Source organism: Kitasatospora sp. MY 5-36 (assembly GCF_001182915.1).
Classification (GTDB): Bacteria; Actinomycetota; Actinomycetes; order Streptomycetales; family Streptomycetaceae; genus Kitasatospora.
The window spans coordinates 1-15219 of sequence record NZ_LFVW01000097.1; the positions used below are offsets into that span (position 1 = coordinate 1).

The 15219-nt window shown below is 71.7% G+C and carries 15 protein-coding genes and 1 pseudogene; 13 read left to right on the forward strand and 3 right to left on the reverse strand.

Annotated features, from left to right (window positions below):
- Together AE652_RS08055 and AE652_RS08060 are read left to right on the forward strand one after the other, a co-directional pair.
- Positions 1 to 793 (forward strand): ATP-binding cassette domain-containing protein (locus tag AE652_RS08055; protein WP_049650501.1); only part of this gene is annotated, 793 nt, incomplete at its 5' end.
- Complete coding sequence (locus tag AE652_RS08060; protein ID WP_049650502.1) at positions 790 to 1626, forward strand: ECF transporter S component; 837 nt, start codon at positions 790 to 792, stop codon at positions 1624 to 1626. The genes AE652_RS08055 and AE652_RS08060, both read left to right, overlap by 4 nt.
- Here AE652_RS08060 and AE652_RS08065 read toward each other — a convergent pair.
- On the reverse strand, positions 1623 to 2429 hold the full coding sequence (locus tag AE652_RS08065; RefSeq protein WP_049650503.1) for a helix-turn-helix domain-containing protein: 807 nt from the start codon (positions 2427 to 2429) through the stop codon (positions 1623 to 1625). The genes AE652_RS08060 and AE652_RS08065 overlap by 4 nt on opposite strands.
- Positions 2430 to 2661: 232 nt before the next feature.
- Between AE652_RS08065 and AE652_RS08070 the strand changes: the two genes are divergently transcribed.
- Entirely contained in the window at positions 2662 to 3492 is an 831-nt protein-coding gene (locus tag AE652_RS08070; RefSeq protein ID WP_234348288.1) for an alpha/beta hydrolase, read from the forward strand.
- On the opposite strand, the gene AE652_RS08075 is transcribed toward AE652_RS08070, so the two are convergent.
- Positions 3489 to 4802: a helix-turn-helix transcriptional regulator gene (locus AE652_RS08075; RefSeq protein WP_049650504.1), complete on the reverse strand. Its 1314-nt coding sequence runs from the start codon at positions 4800 to 4802 to the stop codon at positions 3489 to 3491. The two genes, AE652_RS08070 and AE652_RS08075, sit on opposite strands and share 4 nt — an antisense overlap.
- A 322-nt stretch (positions 4803 to 5124) precedes the next feature.
- Between AE652_RS08075 and amcB the strand changes: the two genes are divergently transcribed.
- The 4 genes from amcB to AE652_RS08090 are packed head-to-tail and all read left to right on the forward strand — an operon-like array spanning position 5125 to position 7885.
- Positions 5125 to 6273 (forward strand): cyclophane-forming radical SAM peptide maturase AmcB, encoded by a 1149-nt coding sequence (gene amcB / locus AE652_RS08080; RefSeq protein ID WP_159028392.1) that lies wholly within the window; start codon positions 5125 to 5127, stop codon positions 6271 to 6273.
- Positions 6270 to 6440, forward strand: coding sequence for a multiple cyclophane-containing RiPP AmcA (gene amcA, locus AE652_RS47300; RefSeq protein ID WP_199823058.1), 171 nt, complete (start codon positions 6270 to 6272; stop codon positions 6438 to 6440). Before amcB ends, amcA begins: the two co-directional genes overlap by 4 nt.
- A 60-nt stretch (positions 6441 to 6500) precedes the next feature.
- Positions 6501 to 7199: a pentapeptide repeat-containing protein gene (locus AE652_RS08085; RefSeq protein ID WP_049650506.1), complete on the forward strand. Its 699-nt coding sequence runs from the start codon at positions 6501 to 6503 to the stop codon at positions 7197 to 7199.
- Complete coding sequence (locus AE652_RS08090; protein WP_049650507.1) at positions 7196 to 7885, forward strand: hypothetical protein; 690 nt, start codon at positions 7196 to 7198, stop codon at positions 7883 to 7885. Before AE652_RS08085 ends, AE652_RS08090 begins: the two co-directional genes overlap by 4 nt.
- Positions 7886 to 8029: 144 nt before the next feature.
- Here AE652_RS08090 and AE652_RS08095 read toward each other — a convergent pair whose 3' ends face one another.
- Positions 8030 to 9118: a methyltransferase domain-containing protein gene (locus AE652_RS08095; protein ID WP_049650508.1), complete on the reverse strand. Its 1089-nt coding sequence runs from the start codon at positions 9116 to 9118 to the stop codon at positions 8030 to 8032.
- 151 nt (positions 9119 to 9269) lie between these two features.
- On the opposite strand from AE652_RS08095, the gene AE652_RS08100 reads away from it, so the two are divergent.
- From AE652_RS08100 to AE652_RS08125, 6 genes and pseudogenes are all read left to right on the forward strand, one after another.
- Positions 9270 to 10583, forward strand: coding sequence for a helix-turn-helix transcriptional regulator (locus AE652_RS08100; RefSeq protein ID WP_049650509.1), 1314 nt, complete (start codon positions 9270 to 9272; stop codon positions 10581 to 10583).
- 98 nt (positions 10584 to 10681) lie between these two features.
- A complete protein-coding gene (locus AE652_RS08105) occupies positions 10682 to 11815 on the forward strand; it encodes an RICIN domain-containing protein (RefSeq protein ID WP_159028393.1) in 1134 nt (377 codons plus the stop codon).
- Between the two features lie 66 nt (positions 11816 to 11881).
- Positions 11882 to 12547, forward strand: a complete 666-nt coding sequence (locus tag AE652_RS08110; RefSeq protein ID WP_049650511.1) for a M15 family metallopeptidase — start codon at positions 11882 to 11884, stop codon at positions 12545 to 12547.
- A 13-nt stretch (positions 12548 to 12560) separates the two neighbouring features.
- Positions 12561 to 12866 (forward strand): annotated as a pseudogene (locus AE652_RS08115) (NUDIX hydrolase); the annotation flags it as partial.
- An 82-nt stretch (positions 12867 to 12948) separates the two neighbouring features.
- Positions 12949 to 14349, forward strand: a complete 1401-nt coding sequence (locus tag AE652_RS08120; protein WP_049650512.1) for a hypothetical protein — start codon at positions 12949 to 12951, stop codon at positions 14347 to 14349.
- Between the two features lie 110 nt (positions 14350 to 14459).
- The coding region (locus tag AE652_RS08125) for a LysR family transcriptional regulator (RefSeq protein WP_053112004.1) at positions 14460 to 15219 on the forward strand (760 nt) is incomplete at its 3' end.

The following is a 15219-nucleotide window of genomic DNA, read 5'->3' on the forward strand; positions in this document are numbered from 1 at the left end:
CCGGACGCCCGCTCCCGCCGACCGCCGTGCCGACGCCGCCCCCCTCGCCGTCACCGACCGCCTCGCCGTCCGGCGCGGCCCCGTCCCGGCCCTGCGCGGCGTGGACCTCTCCCTCCACCCCGGCGAGATCACCGCCCTGATGGGCCGCAACGGCGCCGGCAAGTCCACCCTGCTGGGCAGCCTGGTCGGTCTGCACGCCCCCTCCTCCGGCAGCGTCAGGGTCGGCGGCCGCACCCCGCACCGCACCCGCCCCGCCGAACTGATCCGCGAGGTCGGCCTCGTCCCGCAGGACCCGCGCGACCTGCTGTACGGCGAATCGGTCGCCGCCGAGTGCGCCGCGGCCGACAGCGACGCCGGAGCCGCCGCCGGCACCTGCCGCGCCCTGGTCGAGCGCCTGCTGCCCGGCATCGACGACGACACCCACCCGCGCGACCTCTCCGAGGGCCAGCGGCTCACCCTCGCCCTCGCCGTCGTGCTCACCGCCCGGCCCCCGCTGCTGCTCCTCGACGAGCCGACCCGCGGCCTCGACTACGCCGCCAAGGCCCGGCTGGTGGAGATCCTGCGCGGCCTGGCGGCCGAGGGCCACGCCGTGCTCCTCGCCACCCACGACGTCGAGCTGGCCGCCGAACTCGCCCACCGCACGGTGATCCTCGCCGAGGGCGAGATCGTCGCGGACGGCCCGACGGCGGAGGTCGTGGTCTCCTCCCCCGCCTTCGCCCCGCAGGTCGCCAAGGTGCTGGCACCCGGGCCGTGGCTCACCGTGCGGCAGGTCGCGGAGGCGCTGGACGCATGAGCACTCGTCCCGTCCCGCTGGGACGCCGGTCCGTCGCGGCGCTGCTGTCGGTCTCCTTCGTCGGCGTCGCCGCCTTCGGCTGGCCGCTGCTCGCCTCCACCAAGTCGGCGCTGGTCGGCCACTCCACCGACGCGCCCTGGCTGTTCGCCCTGCTGCTCCCCCTCCTCCTCGCCGTCGTCATCGCCCAGATCTCCGAGGGCCGCTCGGCGGGCGGCGGCGCCCCCGGGCTGGACGCCAAGTCCGTGGCCCTGCTGGGCGTCCTGGCCGCCGCCGGCGCCGCCCTCCGCCCCCTCGGCGCGGGCACGGCGGGGCTGGAGCCGATGTTCTTCCTGATGGTGCTGTCCGGGCGGGTGCTCGGCCCGGGCTTCGGCTTCGTCCTCGGCTCGCTGTCGATGTTCGCCTCCGCGCTGCTCACCGGCGGGGTCGGGCCGTGGCTGCCGTTCCAGATGCTGGCGATGGGCTGGGTCTGCCTGGGTGCGGGCCTGCTCCCGGGGGCTTCCGCGCTGCGCGGCCGCCGCGAACTTCTCCTCCTGGCCGGCTACGGCGCCGTCGCCTCCCTCCTCTACGGCACGATCATGAACCTCCAGGGCTGGCCGTACATCGGCGGCCTGGCCGGCTCCATCTCCTTCGTCCCCGGCGACCCGCTGCCCGCCAACCTGGTCCGCTTCGCCGCCTACTGCCTGACCACGTCGCTGGGCTGGGACCTGCCGCGTGCCGCACTCACCGTGGTGCTCTGCCTCACCCTCGGCACCCCCGTCCTGCGCGCCCTGCGCCGCACCACCCGCCGCGCCGCCTTCGACGCCCCGGTCACCTTCCGCCCGCCGGAGCGCTAAACCCCGCCCGCCCGGCACGCCCCGCACACCTGCCCGGCTCCCGCCACGGGCCGCCCGCACATCCCGCCCCGGCCGGGGCACTCGTGCCGGCGGGGCCCTGTACCTCCCGCCGCTTCGGGGACAGCGGGCACCCTCGCCAACCGCCCCGCCAGGACCGCCCCCACGCTGTGGGTGACCTTCTCCGGCAGCGGCGCCGCCAGGATGCCCAGCAAGGCGCTCCGGGACCAGCCCTGTGCCAGCAGCCGCTCCACCCTCGCGGCCTGATCACCAAGCGGCTTCCCCGCCAGGGCCATCTTCGGCTCCCGGCACCCGAGTTCGAGCAGCAGCGCCATGCCCGCCGTCAACTTCTCCGGGGGACGGACGGAAGGTTCTTCCACGTCCTTGGTTTCCCGTTCCTTGGAAGGGCTTCCCGCCTTCCCGACGCCTGGCCCACCTGGAGCTGGACCACCGGCGGCCGGGGGCACGGGAAGCGGCGGCACCGTGTGCACCGCCTTGCCCGTCGTCACCGGCACCTCGTGCACCGAGACGACCGTCCGCACCTGCCCGGTCAGCGGGTCCCGCTGGGTGCGCCGGACGTAGTGCCCGGCCGCCTCCAACTCCCTGAGCGCCCGCGCCACGCTCGTCCGACCCTCCACGCTCTTGGCGGCCAGCGTGCGGACATCTTCGCGCGCCCCGTCCGGCAGGCTGAGCAGGTAGCTGAGGAGCCCCCGCGCGGCCCACGACAGCGAGTGCTTGCGGACGACATGCCCGTTGTCCAGGATCGTGTACCCGGGAGCGTGCTGAGGGATACGATGAATCTGCATCGTGGAGGTCTTCTCTCCTGGTGCCAAACCCCGGGGTGTTGACGCACCGCCGGGGTTACTTGTGCCCACGCACCGGGCGCTTCTCCGAGCACCCGACACCACAATCTTCACCGCAATGCCGTAACACCCCGTCAAACCCCAACCCACATCACCCTTTCGTGCGGCGCGAGCGCACTCACCCCAGCGCGCCCCGGAACCTCCGCTCCCTGGACGCTCCAGCCTCGTCCGCGAGTTGATACCGTCGGTGGACATGACTGACTACGAGACCGCATTTCGGTCGCTGGACGGCACCGCACTGTCCGGCACGGTCACTCCCTCGCCAACTCCCCCAACTGCTCTGGCCGTTCTCGCACACGGCGCCGGCGTCACCCGTGAAGAAGGCGGATTCTTCGGCCGCCTGGCGGCCGGTCTCGCCGCCACCGGCATCACCTGCCTCCGCTTCGACCTGCGGGCCCACGGCAGGAGCGCCGGGCGCTTCTCCGACATCACGATCGCCTCCATCGCCAACGACATCCGGGCCGCGTCCGGACACCTGGCAGAGATCGCCGATCGCCCCGGCCGGGTCCACGTCGTTGCCGCCTCGTTCTCCGGCGGTGCGGCAGCCCTACATGCCGGAAGCCGACCCGATGAGGTCGACAAGCTGGTCCTGCTGAACCCACGTATGGACTACCGGAACCGCTTCATCACCGAAGCAGCCGGATGGGTCGAGGACCGCCTCTCCACAGAGCACGCCGTGAAGCTGGACGAGCGTGGCTTCTCCGTCCGTCAACCGTTCGAGACGGGCCGCGGTCTCCTGAACGAGGTCTTCCACCTCGACCCCGTGCAGCTCTGCACCGGCGTGCGGTCACCCGTGCTCATCATCCACGGTACGAAGGACACCTTCGTCGACATCGAACTGTCCCGTCGATTCGCGCCGCTCTTCGGCGCCGGGGCCGAACTGTACGAACTCGACGGCGCGCAACACGGGTTCGCCGTCCACGACGACCCGTCCTACGCCCACCCGCAGTCCAAGGCCTGGCAGAGCGAGGTGATCGCCAAGGTGGCGGAATTCGTCTCGTCCTAACATGACGCGGTCACCATCAGACGTTCGTGGAACTCCCGCACCGCCGGACGGTCGCGGTGCGGGAACAGGATCTCTGCCGTGCGGTGGAGTTCGGTGATCACCTGCCCATAACGCGGAGGCGCGGCCACGGCCAGGGCACGGAGAGCCGCGTCAGCCGCCTCGTCAGGCTCACCTGCCTCGGCGAGAGCCCCCGCCAGGAACGCGCTGTAGTGGGCATGGTCGCGAGGTCCGAGGACGCTCCCCGAGAGATGCGCCCGAAACACCGCAACTGCTTTGTCCGGCCGCTTGGCCTCACGCCAGCAGATCCCGGACTGCACCATCAGCCGATCGCGGGTGTAGCCGTCCCCGAGAGGCCCGGTGCAGGTCGCCGCCCCGCACGGCTCGGCCGCCTGGTCCAACGAACCATGCGCCTCGTCCAGGACTCGCTCGATCTGCTTCTCGGCGGCCCCGGTCATCGCAAGTCCGCGCGCCTTCTGCTGAAGTGCCTCAGCACGTGGACGTGGCGGAAGGACCCACGGCCCACTGGTGGCCGCATCTGCCAAGGCGAGTATCCGAGCCGGGTCGTGGCGTCCCATGGCCTGCGCCTGACGCAGGAGAACGTAGGCGTGCATGGCACCGTCGCTGGTGAAGGTGGCCCATTCTTTCGACTGGTTGTGCCAGTAGGTGATCGTCCGGTGAGGCGATCCGGCATCCCGGTGAAGCCACGCTGCCAGTTCGGCCGCACGCGCCCCCAGGCCGAGTAGCTGTTGACGAATGCCGGGCTTGGCATCTCGTGCAGCACCGTTGATCGCGGAGAGGATTCCAAGCGCGGCGGGCATTGCCCGATGCGGCCCGTCGAGAAGATCAATCCGAGCCGTCTCGTCCAGCGCGTTGCGCAGATGATCGACAAGATCCTGGTCGGCGTATCGGTAGGCGTCCCGGGCTGCGGCTGCGAGATGGTCCAGTGCCGCAAGATCGAGCAAGGGTGCGACAAGAGCACCGCCTACGAATGTTCGGCGAAGCACATGATCCTCCATGCCGGGTTCGTCATCGGCCGCAGTGTCCCGCGCCATCGCCTTGCCGGCGGGCGGAACGAAGCCCAGGTGCCCCAAGGGCATACCGAACATCCGGATCAAGACCTGACGCGCGTCCCGGTTCGGCCACAGGGTCTGTCCCGATTCCCACCGTCTGACCTGACGCACCGAGATCCTGGCCTTCGAGCCCGAGGTGCCAGCCGTGGCGTTGTACGCCTCAGCGAAGTCCTCCTGAGTGCGCCACCCACGCTTGATCCGCGCAGTGACGAACGTTCCATTCGGTGTGTGTCCGGGCATCTCTGCACCCCCGCAGATCCAGGCTAAGCCGCCGACATCGGCCAGCGACAGGAGATACGGCGTACCGATCGAAGTGTCCGGTGATGTGTCCTCCAGTCTGACCTCGTCTCATCCGCAGAAGCACTGTTGACTGATGATCAGCCGCTCTGGAACTGGAAATCGCCATCGGGTTCGGGAGTTCCTGGGCGGCCGAACGATCCGGCATCCCAGCGGGAGGCCTGCGTGACCTCCCGATCGCCACGGAGCTGGTCAGCAAATCCTGCAAGACCGTGCACGCAGACCTCCGCTTCCAGTGATCGTCCCTACGCTTGAGAGGACCACCGTGGCCCGCACACCTCCACTCACCTCCCGCGAGCGCTACCGCCGGCGGATCTCCCCCCGACCGCGGTCGGTCGTCGTGCAACCGGACGGCTTCTGCAATGTGGCGTGCAGCTACTGCTACCTCCCCGGAAAGGACCGTCGGACGCCGATGACGTCCGATGTCGCCGAGGCCATTGCCCGGTCGATCCGCGAGATCGCAACCGTCGATGCCCCGATGGACCTTGTGTGGCACGCGGGTGAACCGCTGGCGCTCGGGACGTCGCGTCTCTCCGAGTTGACCGACCTGTTCGAGAGCCTTCGGCATGAAGGCCTGCTGCACCACTATGTCCAGACCAACGGCACCTTGGTCAGTGACCGCTGGTGCGAGTTCTTCGCGGAGCGCGAGGTACGTGTGGGGGTGAGCATCGACGGTCCCGCCGAGTTCAACACGGAGCGCGTCGACCGCCGAGGAAAGCCTGTCTTCGATCGCACCCTCCGAGGCATTGCGCATCTTCGCCGACACGGAATCGGCTTCTCCACGATCGCCGTGGTCACGGTGGACAGCATCGGCCGGCCGGAGGACCTGCTGGACTTCTTCGCCGAACTGGGCTGCCACACCGTAGGAATCAACATCGAAGAGCGCGAGGGAGCCAATGCCCACCGCCCCGTCCCCATGTTCGAAGCCGCAGCCGAGTTCTGGAACCGCGCGATCGCCTGGACTCGTTCGAACCCCGGCCTGACCGTCCGCGAAATCGATCGCCTTGGCGCCTACCTGCGCTCCCTGCGAGGCGGAGACGGCTGGCAAAGCGTTCGGATCGACCCCATCCCGACCGTCTCTTCAATCGGGGACGTCGTTCTTCTCTCCCCTGAGCTGGCGGGCGTCCAATCCCCCGAGTACCACGACTTCCAGGCCGGGAACGTCCTGCAGCTCACCATCCGCGACATGCTGGCCAACGCCCATCGGCTCCGCTACGTGGACGAGTTCCTGACCGGCCTGGACGCCTGCGAGGCCACCTGCGAGTACTTCGGCTTCTGTCGGGGTGCTCAGGCCGGAAACAGGTTCTTCGAGAACGGCCGCTTCGACTCCACCGAGACGAACCACTGCCGCGTGTCGCGGCAGGCCCTTCTCACCGCCCTGTCCGATACCGTCCGAGCGGAGACCGCGTCATGACCTTGCTCGAACTGCTGAAGATCATCGAAACCGACGTGATCAGCGACCTGGTGGATGCCGGCACGACCGGCCCCGCGGTGGCGAAGTTCGACAACCGCCCCACCTGGGACAACGCCGGCCCCAAGTTCGACAACCGTCCGACCTGGGACAACTGGAACAAGAAGTGAGCGTCGCCGGGCCAGTGCCGACCGGCGCTGGCCCGGCGCAACGGAAAGCGAGCATTCACCATGCCCAGCCGTTCCTTCGGCCGTATCAGCATCACCTTGCCCGATCTCACCGGTGGCTACCTCTCCAGCACCTCGACCTTGGAGAGCGGCCGGGGCATCGTCCAGGAGTTCGCCTATGCCGACGCCGATCTACGCGACCTCGACCTGGCCAACACCCGTCTCCTCACCGGCCGCGTCACCAACCTTCGTGCTTCCCGTGTTCGCATGGACGAGGTACGCGTGGACTCGGTCGAATTCACCGACTGCGACCTGGGAAATCTCCAGTGGGTCGACAGCAGGCTGTCGCGCGTCGTCTTCAGGAACTGCAAGATCATGGGCGGGAACTACAACGGCCTCACCCTCGACAACGTGCTGTTCGACCACTGCAAGCTGAACTACTCCACCTTCGAGAAGCTCCGCACCACCGGCCCGCTCGCTTTCACCGACTGCGTGCTCACCGAGTCGGCCTTCAACGGGTGCGACCTCACTGCTGCGGTCTTCGACGGCTGCTCGCTACGAGACACCGAGTTCGGCCGCGGCACCTATCGAGCGACCGACCTGCGCGGCAACGACCTGTCCATGCTTCGGGGTATCGGCAACCTCACGAAGGTCATCATCGACCGCCCCCAGCAGATCGAGCTCGCCCAAGCGCTCATGGCCGAGCTGGAGGTCACTTTCGGGGATGACCTCGACGGGCCCGGGTCCAGGAGGACTCCATGAGTCTCAAGGTCGCCCACTCCTCACCTGCCGCCCTCGCAGCCCGCACCCAGGTCGCCAGTGTCGGCACGACCCGCGGCGACGCCCGGTTCGAAGAGGGTGCTGTCATTCCCATCGGCCCTTGGCGTTCCCTCGATCACGACGTGATCGACCGGCTCCGACCCGGTCGGTCCACGGCCGACGACATCGTCGTCGAGGTGGTCGGGGCCGAGAGCATCGGCCCCGACCACCTCAACAGTCCTGGAACCCACATGCTTGGCAAGGCTCTCAGCGTCGCCAAGTCACCGACCACGACACCCAACTACCAAGATGGTCGGCTGATCGGCCTGCACGTCGACAACTGGGACAAGCTGAGCCACGCACGCAAGCACACCGGTCGGCGACGACTGTGCATCAACCTCGGGCCTGGCACCCGCTACATCCTGCTCGGTGACGTCGACATCCAGAACGTCTGCCGGACGGTCCGCGAGGATCACGCCGCCTGTTACCCGCACACCGATGACCTCCGGTCCTACGTCGCACGCGGATTCCCCCTCCACTGCTTGCGCATTCGGCTCGATCCCGGCGAGGGCTACATCGCACCCACCGAGTTCCTGCCTCATGACGGCTCCACGGAAGACCAACAGGAATCCACTGCCGCCTTCTGGCTCGGCCGCTGGGCATGCGGCGCCATGGGATCGCTGGTCTGACACTGTCCGACAACGTCCCCGAAGGCATCCGAGAGTGTGTCGAGCACCTTCGGGTGCTCCTTGATCACCCGTTCAGGCGGCGCACGCGCGCACAGTCCGGCGCGCCCCGGGCCCGCGAGCCCAGGGCGCGCTTCATGCCACCCATCACCCGACCACGCGATCCGGCTCGTCCAGCCACACCCGGTGCTCGCCCGCGACGGTGACGGTCAGGCCGAACCGGTCGAGGCCGGGCTCGCCCTGGCGCCGCCACCAGGCATGCGCGGCGGTCACCTCGTCCCACAGGTTCCGGGGGCCGGACTGCGAGACGGCGTGCTTCCCGTCCCGGTCGGCGAGGCGGCAGTGGGCGTACGAGACGCCGTCCCACACCTCGAACCGCCCCGTACCGAAACGGTCGTAGCCCGCCCACACCTCCCGCCGGAACAAGCCCGGCAGTCGCAGTCCGATCGCGAAGGCGGCGTCGGTGCACTCGGCCACGGCGGCGGGGTCGAGGGCGGACGGGCCGTGCCGGACGTCCTCGATCTCGAACTCGCCGCTCCCGGGGCGCTGGTCCCGCACCCACATGAACGCCACATCCTCGACGAACGGCCCGCTCGCGGACCGGCCGTCGGCGGCGACGGTGAGCCTCAGCAACCCCCCGTTGCAGAACGCCGTGCCGTACGGGACGACGATCACACCGCCGGGCACCGTCTGCTCGACCAGCGCCCCGGGGACGCGTTGCACGGCCGCGGTGACATGGATCCGGTCGTACGGCGCGCCCGCCGGATGGCCGAGCATGCCGTCGCCGACAACGGCCGTGACCGGCAGGCCGTTCGCCGCCAGGCGCCGCCGCGCCGCACCGGACAGTTCGGGATCCAGCTCCACGGTGGTCACGTTCTCCACCCCGAGCCGGCGCGCCAGCAACGCGGCCGTCCACCCCGCACCGGTGCCGATGTCCAGCACCCGCATGCCGTCGGTGACCCGGAGGTGCCAGAGCATCCGGGCCACGACGGTGGGCATCGAACTGGACGAGGCCGGCGTGCGGCCGTCCTCGTCCAGCCGGGTCACGAGCGGGACGTCCGAGGCGACCAACTCGCCCCACTCGCCCGGCCGTTCCGCCCGGTCGAGCCACTCACCCCCGTGGTGGACCCGGTCCGGAACGAACAGACGTCGGGGCACCGCCCTGAACACCGGCTCCCAGTCGACCGACAGCACTCCGGACTCCCGGAGCGCGTCGGTGAGCGCGTTCCACTTCACGCGGCCATCCCCTTCGCAACGGAACTCGGTCGGTGCGAGTCGAGTACAGCCCAACTCGCCCTCACCGGAAAGCCATTGCCCGTGGTCCCGGGGTTGTCCCGCCCGCACCGGCGGTAGGCTCGCGGTCACTGTCGATGATGGGATTGACCCCGTGGACGACCCGATCCGGCATCCCCTCGCCTACGCGCGCGAACTGCGTCACTGGTCGCAGGGCGACCTCGTCGCGGAGCTGAACAAGGCCGCCCGGCGTCACGGGCTCCGTTCCGGCGCCGACAAGGCGGCCGTCAGCCGGTGGGAGCACTGGCGCAAGACGCCGAACACCGACTCCCAGCTCCTCATCGCCGAGGCCTTCGACGTCCCGCTGTCGGAGTTGGAGGCGTATGGCTGGCCGTACTGGCTGCCCGGGCGGGACGAGCCGCTGCCCCTGGGCGCCGCCCACACCGTCCGAGCACTCCACGACGCCCAGAGAGCCGCCATGGACCGCCGCAGCTTCATGACCTTCAGCGCGATCTCGCTGGGCGGCCTGGCCGCCCAGTGGGCCACGACCGAGCCCGGGCGCCTCGCCTCGGCCCTGGACGGCAAGCATGTGGACGGCGAACTCGTGGACTGGCTGGAGGAGACCAGCCGGAAGCTGACGGCCCTGCCCACCGAGCAGCGCCAGCACACCGTCCGCCTGATGGACGCCCACCTGGCCACCGTCACGGAGCTGATCGAGGAGGGCCGCTACGGCGAGGCGACCGGTCGACGCCTCCACCGGCTGGCCGCCTCGCTCGCCACCACCTGCGGCTGGTACCGCTTCGACCAGGGCCGGCACTGGGCGGCCGGAAAGCTGTGGGAGGCCGCCCTGCAGTCCGCGAACGCCGCCGGCGACCGCGACCACGGCGCCGGGGTGCTGTCCGACTTCGCCTACCAGGCCACCTGGCTCGGCGAGGCGGGGGTCTCCGTCGGCCAGCTCGGGCACGCCCTGTCCGGCGTCTCGCACCCCACCGCCCGCTCCCTGCTCCTCCTCCGCCGCGCCAGGGCCCACGCGGCGCTCGGCGACCGCGCCGCCTGCTACCGGGACCTGTCCGACGCCGAGTCCGCCCTCGCCGTCGACGCCGCCGACCCCGCACCCGGGTGGTGCGCGTGGATGAGCCCCGCCGACCTGGCCGTGGACTCCGGCCAGTGCCTCCTGGACCTCGGCCGGACGGACGAGGCCCGGGCCCGGATCGCGGAGGGGATGGCGCTGCTGCCCCGCGCCAGGGACAAGACGCGCGGCGTCTTCCTGACGTACCAGGCCCGGGGCTACCTGGAGGCCAAGGAGGTCGAGCAGGCCGTGTCCGTCACCGGCGAGTCGCTCGACCTGGCCACCCGGATCGGCGCGCCCCGCTGCGTCGCCCTGGTCCGCGAGCTCGCACCGGCCTTCGAGCCGTACCGCCGGGTCGACGGCGTCCCGGAGTTCCTGGAGCGCCTGCGGGCCTGCTGACCACCGGCCCGTTCCTTCGTCCCCGCACGCCCTGGCGCCGACCCGCCCGATCAAGCGATCATGGTCTTGACGTTCTGTCATATCCCCATGCTGAGAAGGTGTCCACGATGCTGGTCGACTGGCCCACCGAAACGTTCGCCCTACGCCTCCACCGCATTCCCGGCCTGGTGGCCGGAGCCGCGCCGGGAAGCCCCGAGGGCACCCCCGTGGTACTCGGGCCCGAGACCGGTGGCGACGGCGAGCAGTGGGTGGCCGAGCGGTTCCGGGTGCTCAACCACCGGATCCGCCACGTGGCCACCGGCCTCTACCTGACCGCCGAGGAATCGAGCCGGGGCGCCAAGGTCACCCTGCGGCCCAAGTTCTCCGACACCGGCAGCGACTCCTCGTACTGGCGGCAGGCCTGGCGGGCCTTCGTCCAGCGCGACACCGGCCGGCTGATGGCCCTCCACGACTCCTCCAACTGCCTCCTCGGCCTGGCCGAACCGGCGGCCGAACGGCCGGGCGGGCCCCTGATCCTGGAGAAGGGCGCCGGGGCCCAGGACCTGAACTGCACCGCCTGGGCGCCCGCGCCCCTCCCGGCACCGGAGCCCGCACCCGCCCCGGCGCCGAAGGCCACCGACCTGCCGGTGGGGACGGGACGGGTCCGGGTGCCGGCCCGCCGCTTCGAGAAGCGCGTGCGGACCATCGAGCAGATCTACGACGAGACCAGCTTCCGGGAGGTCCCCGGCGAGCTCCTCACCCCGGGCACCCGCATCGGGGCCTTCGACTTCGACCAGTACTCCCAGGGCGACTGGTACCAGGAGGGGCGGGAGGGAAGTCTCGTGACCTTCACCGACAGCTACGACACGGCGGGCGCCGTGCGCAGGGCCTTCCACCGGCTGCCGGGGGAACCCGCCCGCTACGTGGACTCCGGCGAGGTCGACGTCCACTACGTCCCGCCGAAGCTCGTCGCCCGCACCAACTTCCCCGCCGCGCTGTTCGACCGCATCGGCGGCCACGACGCCATCTTCCGGACGCCGTACCGGCTGCCCAACGGACACGGCTTCTACAACCAGCCCGAACGGCGCGAGGGCCTCTACTTCCCCAAGCGCGACGGCGCCGGCACCGTCATCCAGTGGAACAAGACCTGGATCGCGGACAACGACACCACGTCCAAGGTCTTCCTCTGCTTCGACGGCCGCTACTTCATCGACGAGATGGACATCACCTGGGCCGACGACCAGAAGAGCTGACCCCGCTGCCCGCGAAGTCGTCCTGCCCGGCCCCGTAGCGTTGCCCCCCCTTACCCAGGAGGCGTGTTGAGCGAGATCATCCTCATGTCCGACCCGAAGGTCGCCGCGGTCCCCGTCCAAGACTGCGGCGAGCGGCTGTCGGACGTACGGCTGTCGGACGTACGGAGCGGCGGCGGGCTGCCTGTCGACGGACGCAAGCAGGACGGCACCGGGGCCTTCGCGCAGCTGCGGGCGGGCGTGCTCGACCGGCTGCTCGACGCGCAGGCGGCCCTGCCGGACGGCCTGCGGCTGCTGTTCGTCGAGGGCTACCGGCCGCCGGCCCTCCAGAGCCGCTACTTCGACGAGTACGCCGCCGAGTTGCGGGCCGCGAACCCCGACTGGCCGGACGACCGGGTCAGGTCGTCGGCCAGCCGCTACGTCTCCCCGCCGGAGATCGCACCGCACAGTGCCGGGGCCGCCGTCGACCTCACCCTCGTCGACGCCGACGGCCGGGAGCTCGACCTCGGCACCAGGGTCAACGCCAACCCGGAGGAGAGCGCCGGGGCCTGCTACACCCACGCCGACAACATCGGTGCCCAGGCCCGCGCCAACCGGCGACTGCTCGGCAGCGTCCTGACCGGCGCCGGGCTCGTCAACTACCCCACCGAGTGGTGGCACTGGTCGTACGGGGACCGCTACTGGGCACTGGCCACCGGCGCGCCGTCGGCGCTCTACGGGCCGGCGCACCGGTAGCCGACACTGCGCACAGCCGACAACGGCCGGGGAGGTCGAGCCGGGCGAGTCCGCCGGGGCGGCGGCCGTGCGCGAGACCGCCGAGGAGACCGGCCTGCGCGTCGCCGCCGCCCGGCTGCTCGGCGAGCGGGAGCATCCGCAGAACGGCCGGCGGATGGCGTACACGGCCTGCGAGGTGGTCGGCGGCACCGCCACCGTGGTGGACTCCGACGAGTTGGACCGGGTGGTGTGGGCGACCCGCGCCGAGCTGGCCGAGTACGTGCCGTTCCCGCTGTTCCCGCCGGTGCGGGAGTACCTCGACGGCGCGCTCGCCGAGTAGGGGCACGCGGTCTCCGGAACTCCTCCCCGCCGGAAGGACGTTCGGACGGGAGACCCCCCTCCCCCGCCCCGGAAGGAAACGCGTGACACCCGCGCACGGAGCCCCGTCCGACCACCCCGCACCGCGAGCACGCCGGTCGGGGCGGGAACCCGTCACCGACGAGACGGTCGCCCGGCTCCGGATCCAGGCCCGCACCGACCCCGCCTCGGGCCTGCCCGCGCTGGCCGAGGCACTGCGGGGCCGGGCCTACGGCCGGCCCGAGCCCCGGCCCGAGGACGCCGTCCCGCTCCTGGAGGAGTCCGCCGGCATCTACCGCGCCCTGGTCGCCGACGGCTGCACCGAGCACCTGGCCGACGCCGCCCGCGCGCTGTCCTCCCTCGCCCTGCAACTCTCCCTGGCGCACGCCGACGGCCCCGCCCTCGCCGCCCGGCGGGAGGCGGCCGACCTGGCCCGGCGCGCCGAAGCGGACCAGCCGGTGGAAGGCCTCGGCCAGGCCGCCGTCCTGCACGCCGACCTCGCCCACGGCCTCGCCGAGGCAGGACGGTTCGACGAGGCCGTGGACGCCGCCCGCACGGTGGCCGACCGCTCCCGGGCGGTGACCGAGCCCGGCGGGAGCGACCTGGCGTGGCGGCTGCTCGACCTCACCGTGCTGCTCCGCCTCGCGGACCGCACCGAGGAGGCCGTGGCCGTCGAACACGAGGCCCTCGCCCGGCTGCGCGAGGGCCGCACGGATCCGGCCCGCAGCCCCGTACCGGCCCTGCGGACGGCCGGCGCCGCCCTGTGGTTCGCCGATCTGGGCCGCGCCGAACAGTCCCACCGGCTGCTCGCGGACGCCGCCCGCTCCTGCGAACTCCTGCCCGCCCGCGGCGACGCCGGCAACTTCGGCTTCAACGAGGGCCTGCGGAGCGCCCTGTTCGCCCGCTCCGGCGTACGGGACGAACAGGCCGCGGCCGACGCCCCGGACCCGCTCGCGCTCGGCGTCGACCCGGGCCGGCCCCTCCAACCGGTGCTGGGCCTGAGCCTCCACCACTGGTCCTTCAGCCTGCGCGAGTCCTTCGAGGACGGCCTGGCCACCCTCGCGCGGGCCGTCGAAGCCATCACCGGCAGGCCCGAGCCCACCGACCACCTGCCCGACGAGGACGACCCGTCCGAGCACCCCGACAGCCCCCTCCCCCTGCCGGAGGACCGCGCCCTGCTCGCCACCCTCGGCACCCTCACCCGGCGGCTCGACCTGCGCCGGGCGGTCCGCGGAGACCACCCCACCTACTACGCCCACCTCACGCTCCCCCGGCTACGGCGGAGCGTCCGGATCGAACGCCGCCTCCACGCGACCGGCCCCACCGACGACACCCGCCGCCTCGTCCGGGCACTCACCGACCTCGCCATGGCCCAACTCGTCCACGGCGCCCACGCCGAAGCGACCGCCACCCTCCACGAGGCCCACACCCTCGCCGTCCGGCCGGAGGCCCCGGGCCGGCGCTGACCTCCGGCACCCCATCCACCCCGTCCACCCCCGTACCCTGTCCCGCAGCACTCGCACGGGCACCGTACGGACCTTCGGGGGAACCGGGGATACCAGTGGAACTACGTCAGTTGCGCGTCTTCGAGGCCCTCGTCGCCCACCGCACCGTCACCGGCGCGGCCATGGCCCTCGGACTCGCCCCGGCCTCCGTCTCCGAACAGGTCCGCACCCTCGAACACAGCCTCGGCACCGACCTGTTCGACCGGGCCGGGCACGACCTGACCCTCACCCCGGCCGGGGAACGCCTCCTGCCCTGGTCCCGCCGACTCCTCGACCAGGCCGACCAGGCTCGCCGCGAAGTCGCCGTCACCCGGACCCGCCTGCGCCTCGGCGTGCTGGCCGCCGTCTCCGCCACCCACCTCCCGGCCGTCCTGGCCCGCCTCACCGACCACCGCCCCGACCTGGACATAGCCGTCCACACCGACGCCACCCGGGACGTCCTGCTCGACGGCGTCGCCGCCGGAGCCCTGGAAGCGGCCCTCGTCCTCGACGCCCCCGGCCCGCTCGGCGCCCTCGGCTTCCCCCTGCCGCCCGCCCCGCTCGACCACCTCGACCTCCAGGCCGTCCCCCTCACCCTGGTCGCCGCCCCCACCCACCCGCTCGCCCGCGCCACCGCCCTCACCCCCGAACTCCTCCGCGGCCACCACCTCCTCGTCGACACCCCCGCCTGCTCCTACCACCTCGCCGGCGAACGCCTCCTCGGCCACCACGTCCGACGCCTCCACACCGGCACCGTCCCCACCACCCGCGCCTGCGCCGAACAGGGCCTCGGCATCGCCCTCCTCCCCACCCACGCCGTCCACACCCACCTCACCGCCGGCACCCTCACCC

Bases quoted from the DNA above. Each gene is read 5' to 3' on its own strand.
- AE652_RS08075 (WP_049650504.1), bottom strand. From the start codon at position 4,802: ATGCCCGGACACACACCGAATGGAACGTTCGTCACTGCGCGGATCAAG.
- AE652_RS08065 (WP_049650503.1), bottom strand. From the start codon at position 2,429: ATGCAGATTCATCGTATCCCTCAGCACGCTCCCGGGTACACGATCCTG.
- AE652_RS08090 (WP_049650507.1), top strand. From the start codon at position 7,196: ATGAGTCTCAAGGTCGCCCACTCCTCACCTGCCGCCCTCGCAGCCCGC.
- AE652_RS08060 (WP_049650502.1), top strand. From the start codon at position 790: ATGAGCACTCGTCCCGTCCCGCTGGGACGCCGGTCCGTCGCGGCGCTG.
- amcA (WP_199823058.1), top strand. From the start codon at position 6,270: ATGACCTTGCTCGAACTGCTGAAGATCATCGAAACCGACGTGATCAGC.
- AE652_RS08085 (WP_049650506.1), top strand. From the start codon at position 6,501: ATGCCCAGCCGTTCCTTCGGCCGTATCAGCATCACCTTGCCCGATCTC.